Annotated in this window: 8 protein-coding genes; 4 read left to right on the forward strand and 4 right to left on the reverse strand. The window is 73.2% G+C overall.

Features of this window, described 5'->3' with window-relative positions; translation table 11 throughout:
• The 3 genes from HZZ10_RS18610 to HZZ10_RS18620 form a co-directional block, all read left to right on the forward strand.
• The coding region (locus HZZ10_RS18610; RefSeq protein WP_228087816.1) for a heavy-metal-associated domain-containing protein at positions 1–345 on the forward strand (345 nt) is incomplete at its 5' end.
• 342 nt (positions 346–687) lie between these two features.
• The gene (locus HZZ10_RS18615) at positions 688–2,814 is read left to right on the forward strand and encodes an MSCRAMM family protein (protein ID WP_179914656.1); all 2,127 of its coding nucleotides are present in this window, start codon (positions 688–690) and stop codon (positions 2,812–2,814) included.
• 131 nt (positions 2,815–2,945) lie between these two features.
• Entirely contained in the window at positions 2,946–5,522 is a 2,577-nt protein-coding gene (locus HZZ10_RS18620; protein ID WP_179914657.1) for a heavy metal translocating P-type ATPase, read from the forward strand.
• A gap of 39 nt (positions 5,523–5,561) precedes the next feature.
• On the opposite strand, the gene HZZ10_RS18625 is transcribed toward HZZ10_RS18620, so the two are convergent.
• Genes HZZ10_RS18625 through HZZ10_RS18640 form a run of 4 tightly spaced genes read right to left on the reverse strand, consistent with a single transcriptional unit; the run spans position 5,562 to position 8,438 of the window.
• Positions 5,562–6,338, reverse strand: a complete 777-nt coding sequence (locus HZZ10_RS18625; RefSeq protein WP_056127061.1) for an ABC transporter permease — start codon at positions 6,336–6,338, stop codon at positions 5,562–5,564.
• The gene (locus HZZ10_RS18630) at positions 6,335–7,417 is read right to left on the reverse strand and encodes an ABC transporter ATP-binding protein (RefSeq protein ID WP_228087818.1); all 1,083 of its coding nucleotides are present in this window, start codon (positions 7,415–7,417) and stop codon (positions 6,335–6,337) included. The genes HZZ10_RS18625 and HZZ10_RS18630 overlap by 4 nt, the downstream gene beginning before the upstream one ends.
• Positions 7,414–7,719 carry a transcriptional regulator gene (locus HZZ10_RS18635; protein WP_056127059.1) on the reverse strand — a complete coding sequence of 102 codons (306 nt, stop codon included), beginning with the start codon at positions 7,717–7,719 and terminating at the stop codon, positions 7,414–7,416. The genes HZZ10_RS18630 and HZZ10_RS18635 overlap by 4 nt, the downstream gene beginning before the upstream one ends.
• Positions 7,716–8,438 carry a hypothetical protein gene (locus tag HZZ10_RS18640; RefSeq protein WP_179914658.1) on the reverse strand — a complete coding sequence of 241 codons (723 nt, stop codon included), beginning with the start codon at positions 8,436–8,438 and terminating at the stop codon, positions 7,716–7,718. The genes HZZ10_RS18635 and HZZ10_RS18640 overlap by 4 nt, the downstream gene beginning before the upstream one ends.
• A 178-nt stretch (positions 8,439–8,616) precedes the next feature.
• Between HZZ10_RS18640 and HZZ10_RS18645 the strand changes: the two genes are divergently transcribed.
• Positions 8,617–8,886, forward strand: coding sequence for a hypothetical protein (locus HZZ10_RS18645; protein ID WP_179914659.1), 270 nt, complete (start codon positions 8,617–8,619; stop codon positions 8,884–8,886).
• The last annotated feature ends 2 nt before the right edge of the window (positions 8,887–8,888 follow it).

Consider the following 8,888-nt stretch of genomic DNA (forward strand, 5'->3'; position numbering starts at 1 on the left):
GTCCCGACCCACGCCCAGCCCGCCACCGAACAAGGAGCCACCATGCCGACCATCACCACCCTCGGAGTGCCGGGGATGACCTGCGCCCACTGCGTCTCGTCGGTCACCGAAGAGCTCGAAGGCGTCGACGGAGTCGAGCGCATCAGCGTCGAGCTGCGCAAGGACGCCGTCTCCGAGGTGACGATCTTGTCCCACGAGCCCCTCGACGAGAGCGCGCTGCGCGCGGCCGTCACCGAGGCCGGGTACGAGACCGCCTCGGTCGACGTCGAGGTGGACGGCCTCGCCGCCCAGAGCAAGGAGCAGCACCAGCAGCGCGAAGAGTTCTACGAGGGCGACCCGGCCTGACGCCGACGTCCCACGTGGTCGCGTGACCACCCGCCCGGTCGTGCACGACGGGCGGCGTCGACGGGTCTGCTCCCCCTGCTGCTGGCGGGAGCAGACCCGTCGTGTCTGCCCGCAGACCTCGGGCCTCGTCGCGTGGAGCCAGACCACGGCCACCCGCTGGGCACGGCCTGACCGGACCGTACCAGGCCTCCAGATGCGATCCGCGTCACAGTCGTCGACGATGGTGGGCTGGTGAAGACTCCGCCTGCTGGCCTGGCCGAGCGGATCTCCTCCTGACTACTGATCGCCAGGGGGAGCGCGCCCGCGCAGCCGGACGGCGACGACGCCTCCGGAGGACCGCACATGGCACCGCGCCACCAGCCCGCCCGACAGCCCGCTCCCCGCGCGCGACGCCGCAGCCCCCGGCTCGTGGCCGTCCTGTCCGCGGCAGCCGTCGCGCTCTCGGGCGGGCTCGTCGCCGGCGGGGTGCTGGCACCGGCATCTGCCGCGACCACCACGGGATGGGCCGACTGGGAACCGCTCGACGGCGGTCCCGGCAGCTGGTCGACCTCCGTCGCACCGCTCGCCGGCGGGTTCCCCGGGTCCCAGATGAGCTCGGACTCCCGCGGCGGAGGTGTCGCGGTCATCTCGGGCGCGACGACCTGGCTGAGCGCCGGGACGCCGGTCGGGCAGCGCTACGGCAGCAGCCGCGACGAGCAGTACCTCAACCTCCGGCCCCGGGTCGACTCGTCGACCGGAGCCTCGACGACCACCTACACCTTCGACAGGCCGACCCCGGCGAGCGGCTGGACCTTCGTGCTCGGCGACATCGACGCCGACCAGGTCCAGGTCTCCGCGACAGGAGCCGACGGCCGGCTGCTGACAGCGACCGAGCTCGGGTACCAGGGCGGGTTCAACTACTGCGCCCCCGGCCTCGCGGGCAAGCCCTCGTGCACAGGCGTGACGACCGACGTCCCCTCCTGGGACTCGACCACCCGCACGCTCACCGGCAACGCCGCCGCGATCGACACCTCGGGCTCGGCAGGATGGTTCGAGCCGTCGGCACCCGTCTCGACGCTGACGCTCACCTTCACCCGGCGCGCCGGGTTCCCCGTCTACCAGACGTGGTTCGCGGCACTCGCCCGAGACGTCAGCGGCGTCGTCAGCGACGTCACCCCTGGCGCCGAAGGCCCGCTCAAGGGCGCGACGCTGACCCTGCTCGGACCCGCGGGCGAGACGCTCGCGACGAGCTTCTCGGGCCCCGACGGCAGCTATTCCTTCGAGGGCTTCACGGCGACCGACGGCTACCAGGTCGAGCTGGACGCGCCCGACGGCAGCATCGCCACGAGCCCTGTCCGCCTCCCGGCCGACCTCTCCACGACCGACGCGAGCGCAGTCGACTTCACGGTCCGCGACATCATCCCGGCCGCCGTCAGCGGGACCGTCCGAGACTCCGACGGGCTTCCTCTCGGCGGTGTCACCGTGACGGTCGACGGCCCCGGAGGACCGCAGACCGTCGTCACCCTGTCGGACGGCAGCTATCTCGTCGACTCGGTGCCCGTGGGCGACCACGTCGTCACCGTCACCGCCCCCGACGGGTACACAGCACTGACCCCGCCCCTGACCTTCACGGTCCCGCCCGACTCCCAGACCCCCGTGACCGACCAGGACTTCGTGCTGCAGGCCGCCCCGGAGGTCTCGCTCTCCGGAGCGGTGACAGCCTCCGGCACGGCCGTCCCCGGCGCCCTCGTGACCGCGACGGGCCCCGGCGGCGCGACGCTCCAGACCCTCACCGCCCTCGACGGCGGCTACAGCTTCGGCGACCTCGCCCCGGGTGCGTGGTCGGTGACCGTCGACCCGCCCGCGGGGTACGTCGTCCTCGGGGCCGGCACCCGCGAGGAGACCGTCGGGGGCACCGACGTGACCGACGTCGACTTCGCGCTCGCCGCCCTCGGCGCCGTCAGCGGACAGGTGACCGACGAGGCCGGGACGCCGCTCGCCGGCGTCGACCTCCGGGTCGACGGACCCGAGGGCCCTGGGACGCTCACGACCGACGCGTCGGGCGCCTACGCCCTCGACGAGCTGGCACCGGGGACGTACACCGTCAGCGTGGTCCCGCCTGAGGGGTACACGGTCGCCGGTCCGGAGAGCGTGACCGTGACCGTGACGGCCGCCGGCGAGGTCTACGCCGACCAGAGCTTCGTGCTCGCTGCGGTGCCGACCCCCGAGCCGACGACCACAGAGCCCACAGCACCTCCGACGGCCGGGCCGACGACCGAGCCGTCCGGCGGGCCGGGTGACCCTGGGACCGGGGCACCGACGACGGCGCCGGGCGCCTTGCCGCCCGGCGGGACCGGGACCGGCGGGGACGGCGGCAGGCTCCCGACGACAGGGTCTGACCCGGCGGCGCCGCTCGCCGTCGCGGCTCTCCTGCTCGTCGTGGGCGTCGGGACGCTGGCTGTCCGGCGGCGGGGGGCTGCGGGTCGCTGACCCTCGGCACGTGCTGAGGTCTCGAGGGGCGATCCTCTGTGGTCCCTCGCGTGACCCAGCACACCTGGACATAGTACCCCCTAGGGGTATGGTGGAGGGAGAGACGCACCCTGCACCACCGAGGAGCTGACATGTCCGGCCCGACGACCGACCACCCGACCCAGGACCACCGCGAGCCCGTCGCGGAGATCGACCTCGCCGTCAGCGGCATGACCTGCGCCTCGTGCGTGGCTCGCGTCGAGAAGCGGCTCAACAGGCTTCCCGGGGTCGTGGCGACGGTCAACCTGCCGCTCGAGTCCGCGCACGTCGTGCTCGACGAGGACGTCGACGAGGCAGAGCTCGTCGCGGCCGTCGCCAAGGCGGGCTACGACGCGCGCGTCACCGGGCGGCGCAGGCTTGGTGGGGACGCGTCGGAGGACCACGCCCCCGACGCATCGGGGGCCGCCGGCGCGGCGCATGCTGTGGATGCGCCCCACTCACCCGGCACGCCGCACCCTCCCAGCACGTCGCACTCGCCCCACGCAGCGCACGCACCCGAGGCCGCGCACGACCACTCCTCCGCGGAGATGGCGCTGTCGGGCCACTCGATGGCCGAGGGGCACGTGATGGTCGAGGGTGAAGACACCTCGGCACCGACCCCCGACCGTGGCGCAGACCTGCGGCGCAGGCTGGTCGTCTCGACGGTCCTGTCGGTCCCCGTCGTCCTGCTCTCGATGATCCCCGCGCTCCAGGTCGACGGGTGGCAGTGGGTCGTCGCCGTGCTCGCGCTGCCCGTCGTCACCTGGTCGGCCTGGCCCTTCCACAGGGCGGCCTTCCGCGCGGCACGGCACGGTGCGTCGACCATGGACACCCTCGTCTCGGTCGGCGTCGTCGCGGCGACGGCCTGGTCCCTCTGGGCGCTGCTCTTCGGCGGGGCCGGTGAGATCGGCATGCGCATGACGCCGAGCCTCTTCCCGGCCGCCGACCACGCGGCCATGACGGGCCCCGAGCTGTACTTCGAGGTCGCGGCTGTCGTCACCACCTTCTTGCTGGCCGGCCGCTACGCCGAGCACAGGTCGCGGCGCCGCGCCGGCGACGCCCTCCGGTCCTTGCTCGCCCTCGGCGTCAAGGAGGTCGTGGTCCTCACGACAGACGACTCAGGTCGCCGCGTCGAGCAGCGCGTCCCTGTCGAGTCGCTGCGCACCGACGACCTCTTCGTCGTGCGGCCAGGCGAGAAGGTCGCGACCGACGGGGTCGTCGTCGAGGGCACGAGCGCGATCGACGCGTCGCTGCTCACCGGTGAGCCCGTACCCGTCGACGTCGGCCCGGGCGACCCCGTCACCGGGGCGACGATCAGCACCTCCGGCCACCTCGTCGTCCGCGCGACGCGCGTGGGCGAGGAGACCACCCTCGCGCAGATCGGCCGGCTCGTCTCGGCCGCGCAGACCGGCAAGGCCCCCGTGCAGCGCCTCGCCGACAGGATCTCGGCGGTCTTCGTCCCTGTCGTCTTCGTCGTCGCCCTGGTGACCTTCGCAGCCTGGATGGTCTGGGGTGACTCCACCCAGGCGGCCTTCACAGCCGCTGTCGCGGTCCTCATCATCGCGTGCCCCTGTGCCCTCGGTCTGGCCACCCCGACGGCCCTGCTCGTCGGCACGGGGCGCGGCGCGCAGCTCGGGGTGCTCATCAAGGGCCCGGAGATCCTCGAGTCGACCCGCCGCGTCGACACGGTCGTCCTCGACAAGACCGGGACCGTCACCCAGGGACGCATGGTCGTCGAGCAGGTCGTCGGCGACGACAGCACGCTCCGCCTCGCCGGGGCTGTCGAGGCACTGAGCGAGCACCCGATCGCGCAGGCGATCGCCGCTGCGGCGCAGCAGGAGAAGGCCGGGCTGAGTCCGGACGCCGAGGCCGTCGGCGGTGACGGCCTCGTCGTCGGGTCCGAGCAGGTGCTCGACTTCGTGAGCGCCGCGGGCGGCGGGGTGTCGGGTGTCGTCAGGGTCGCGCACTCCGGGCTCGACCTGTCGCCGCGCGTGCTCGTCGGGCGGCTCTCGTGGCTCGCCGAGCAGGGCATGACGGTCGACGGCGACGACCAGCGTCCGCTGCGTGACGCCGTCGCGGCGGCCGAGAGCAGCGGGGCGACGGCAGTCGTCGCGGCGTGGGACGGAGCGGCCCGCGGGGTCGTCGTGCTCCGAGACCCCGTCAAGGAGTCCTCGGCCCAGGCCGTCGCGGAGCTCAAGGACCTCGGGCTCCGCCCGATCTTGCTGACCGGCGACAACCCCGGTGCGGCGCGCGTCGCCGCCGAGCAGGTGGGGATCGCCGCCGACGACGTCGTCGCGCAGGTGGTCCCGTCGGAGAAGGCCGAGGTCGTCGCCCGGCTGCGGGCCGAGGGCCGGGTCGTCGCGATGGTCGGCGACGGTGTCAACGACGCCGCCGCCCTCGCCGGGGCGGACCTCGGGCTCGCGATGGGCACCGGGACCGACGTCGCGATCGAGGCCAGCGACATCACCCTCGTCCGCGGCGACCTCCGCAGCGCCGCGACAGCGATCCGGCTGTCCCGCCAGACCCTGCGGATCATCCGGCAGAACCTTTTCTGGGCCTTCGCGTACAACGTCGCGGCGATCCCGCTCGCGGCCCTCGGGCTGCTCAACCCGATGATCGCCGGCGCCGCGATGGCCGCGAGCTCGGTGATCGTCGTCGGCAACTCCCTGCGGCTGCGCCGCGCCGGCTGAGCGGGGAGCCGGGACTTCGGGCGTGTGCGCTGACGTTCCTCAGCGGAAGCGGCGACCCTCGTCGCGGCGGTAGGCCCAGACCGTGAGGGCTGCGAAGAGCGCCGTCCACCCGAGGAGCACGGGCCAGGCGCCGGCGTAGACGTCGGATCCGGTGAGGGCGCCGACCAGCAGGTCGCGGCCTGCGCGGGTGGGGGTCGCCTGGGAGACGACGGACAACCAGTCGGGGAAGAACTGCGGTGGCATGAAGAGCCCGCCGGCGAAGGCCAGCGGGAACAGCACGAGCTGCACGACGGGCAGCGCCGCCTTGGCCGGCAGCGAGTAGCCGATCCCCATGCCGAGCAGGACGAAGGGCACCGAGACCACGAGCAGCACCACGACCCCGAGCGCGAGCTGGGCCCACGTGACCGTCGCCGCGGTGAAGAGCCACCCGATGAGCACGAGCGGGACGATCCCGAACAGCGAGAAGATGCCGCCGTTGAGCACCCGGGCGAGCATCCGCGGCGCGGGACCCGCCGGCATCGAGCGCAAGAACGGGTCGAAGGGCAGCGCGCGGTCCTCCGCGACACCCAGGCCGTAGGTGAACAGGCTCGCCGAGCAGATGGCGAAGAGCCCGAGCGACGCGACGGCCATCGTCGACGCCACAGGGTCGTCGGCCACGTAGGGCTGGGGCACCACGAAGAAGAACATCGACAGCGCCGGGAACAGCAGGTTGCCGAAGACGGCCATCGGCACGCGCACGGTCTCGAGGAACTGGTACTTGAGGTGCAGCCGGGTGAGGTGCGCTGTCGACAGGGTCCGGGGCTGGGTGGTGGTCATCGCTGCTCTCCTCGGACGGGTGCGGATGCAGGTCTGACGGCGGGAGCTCTGGTGGGTCTGGAGGTGGGCATTCCCGCGGGCGTGCTGGCCGGGGCGGCCACCATCTGCTCGAAAGCCTCTTCGAGGGTCGCCCCGCGCACCTCGAGGCCGTGGAAGTCGATCCCGCTCACGACGAGCTCGCGGACGAAGCCGTCGGCGTCGGGCGTGAACAGCTCGACCCTGTCGCCGGACACCTGCACGCGGGTGACCTGCGGGAAGCGCGCCTCAGCGGCACCCGGCACCGCGAGACCAGCGCTGTGCAGCACCACGCGCCGGACCCCCACCTGCTCGAGGATCGCGTCCATGGTGTCGTCGGCCCGGACCACGCCCTGGTCGACGACGACCACTCGCTCGGCGAGGGCCTGGACCTCTTCGAGGTAGTGGCTCGTGAGCAGCACCGTCCCGCCGCTCGCGTGGTAGTCCCGGATCGCCTGCCAGAGGACCTGGCGGGCGTTGACGTCGAGACCCGTCGTGGGTTCGTCGAGGAGGATCACCGACGGGCGTCCGACGAGGGCGAGGGCCACGGCGAGGCGACGCTTCTGCCCGCCGGACATGCCACCGGTCTGGCGGCCGGCGAGCTCGCCCAGCCCGAACTGCTCGAGCAGCTCGGCCGTCGGGACGGGGTCCGGGTAGTGCCCGCCGATGTAGTCGACGACCTCGCGGACCTTGAGGGTCGCGGGGAGGCCGGTCTCCTGGGGTGTGAGGCCGAGGGAGGTGCGGGCGGCCGCGTCACGCGGGTCGAGACCGCAGAGCCGCACGGTTCCCGAGTCGGGCTTGCGCTGGCCCGAGACGAGGGAGAGCAGGGTGGACTTCCCGGCGCCGTTCGGGCCGAGGATGCCCACGAGCTCGCCGGGGGCGATCTGCAGGGACACGTCGTCGAGGGCGACCACGGGGCCGAAGCGGCGGGTGACACCGGTGACCTCGATGATCGACGGCGCGGAGCGTGCTGGCTGGGTTGGCGCACCCGGCTGGGCTGGCTGGCGTGGGTGGACAGGCTGCCCCGACTGGCCGTGGGGTGCAGGCTGGGCTGGCTGGCTCATGGTGCGGTCCCTCTCAGGAGTGCGGTCAGAGACGCCGTGTAGGACTCGAAGGCGCGTCGGCCGAGCGGCGTGAGCTCGACGTAGCTGGCGGGCTTGCGGCCCTCGTGGGTCTTGAGGATCGTCACGTACTCCGCGTCCTCGAGCTTGCGCAGGTGGGTCGAGAGGTTCCCGGCGGTCATGTCGAGCAGGTCCTGCAGCCGCGGGAAGGAGATGCGGTCCCCCGGGCTGAGCGCCGCGAGGGTCGCGACCACGCGCAGGCGGGCCTGCGCGTGGATGACGGGGTCGAGGCCGGTCTCGCTCATGCGCCGACCGGTCGCCCGGCCACCGCGAAGCCAGCACCGGCAGAGGGGTCGCGACGGCGGCGCAGGTGCTCGAGCACCATCCCGACGAAGAACCCGCCGCCCCCGAGCACGGCCATGACGAGATAGGTCTGCGGCAGGCCTGCGAAGACCGCCACCGTGGCGACGAGGATGATCCACACGCCGATCGCGTACTGCTGGCGGTCCTGCCAGAACGCCCCGCCCGCCATGTAAAGCACGCCGACGAGCAGGCACGAGCAGGCGTTCGAGGCGACCGCCATGACCTCGGGCCCGGCACCGGCACGCGCGAGCCCGCCGAGCATGACGGACATGGCGACGAAGCCGAGGCACCACGTCCATCCGTACATGGCCCCGAAGGACGCCGAGACTCCCTTGATCCCCGCGTTGGCCCGGGTGCTGTGGACGACGGTGAAGACCATCGCCGCGATGATCGCGAGGCCGAAGACCGCGAAGGCCCACCCCGCAGGCAGGGAGAAGCCCTCGGTGACCTGCGGCTGCCCGACGCGGCCCGTGGCCGTGAGGTAGAGCGCGAGGTACCCCAGGAGCCAGGCCGCGCCCCACGCGGCGAAGATCAGCCGGGAGTCGGGCTCCCTGGACCGCACCTTCGCGGTCTGCGCGGCGATGATCCGCAGGCTCTCGGCCGCGTCGAGCGGGGACTCTGCGGGAGCGCCCGAGGGTCGAGACGTGCCGTCGTCGGTCATGGTGACTCCGTCAATGAGGTTTGCGGTGCAAAGTACTTTGTCAGTGTGGCACGGCGGCGCGCAGGCAGCAAGACCCGCGGAGGAACGAGGCCGGGTGCGGCAGACCAGGGCCGAGCCCCCCGGCGTGGACGGACGGGCGTGGAGCAGGCTCGTCACGCACGGCAGATAGGCTGGCGCGATGCCAGGCCGACGACGCACCTCCCGCCCGCTCTTCGTGACGGTCGCCCTCGGCGTCCTGCTGGTCGCGGGCGCCCCGAGCGCCCTGGCGGCCCCAGCGCCCGTCGCCGAGAGAGGCGCTGTCAGCATCAGCCCGGTGGGTGTCGCGATCTCCAGCGCCGCTCAGACCCTCGCCGCCGCGCCGACGGCCGCCCACATGACAGCCCTCCCCGCCGACGCCTCCCCCGAGCCGGTCGTCTCCCCCACCGGTGCCACGAAGACCCCGGCCTAGGA

It is taken from the genome of Sanguibacter inulinus (assembly GCF_013415325.1).
In the GTDB taxonomy this organism is placed as follows: Bacteria; Actinomycetota; Actinomycetes; order Actinomycetales; family Cellulomonadaceae; genus Sanguibacter; species Sanguibacter inulinus.

Excerpts from the sequence above, each read along its gene's own strand:
- HZZ10_RS18615 (WP_179914656.1), top strand. The coding sequence starts at position 688 with ATGGCACCGCGCCACCAGCCCGCCCGACAGCCCGCTCCCCGCGCGCGA.
- HZZ10_RS18620 (WP_179914657.1), top strand. The coding sequence starts at position 2,946 with ATGTCCGGCCCGACGACCGACCACCCGACCCAGGACCACCGCGAGCCC.
- HZZ10_RS18625 (WP_056127061.1), bottom strand. The coding sequence starts at position 6,338 with ATGACCACCACCCAGCCCCGGACCCTGTCGACAGCGCACCTCACCCGG.
- HZZ10_RS18630 (WP_228087818.1), bottom strand. The coding sequence starts at position 7,417 with ATGAGCCAGCCAGCCCAGCCTGCACCCCACGGCCAGTCGGGGCAGCCT.
- HZZ10_RS18635 (WP_056127059.1), bottom strand. The coding sequence starts at position 7,719 with ATGAGCGAGACCGGCCTCGACCCCGTCATCCACGCGCAGGCCCGCCTG.
- HZZ10_RS18640 (WP_179914658.1), bottom strand. The coding sequence starts at position 8,438 with ATGACCGACGACGGCACGTCTCGACCCTCGGGCGCTCCCGCAGAGTCC.
- HZZ10_RS18645 (WP_179914659.1), top strand. The coding sequence starts at position 8,617 with ATGCCAGGCCGACGACGCACCTCCCGCCCGCTCTTCGTGACGGTCGCC.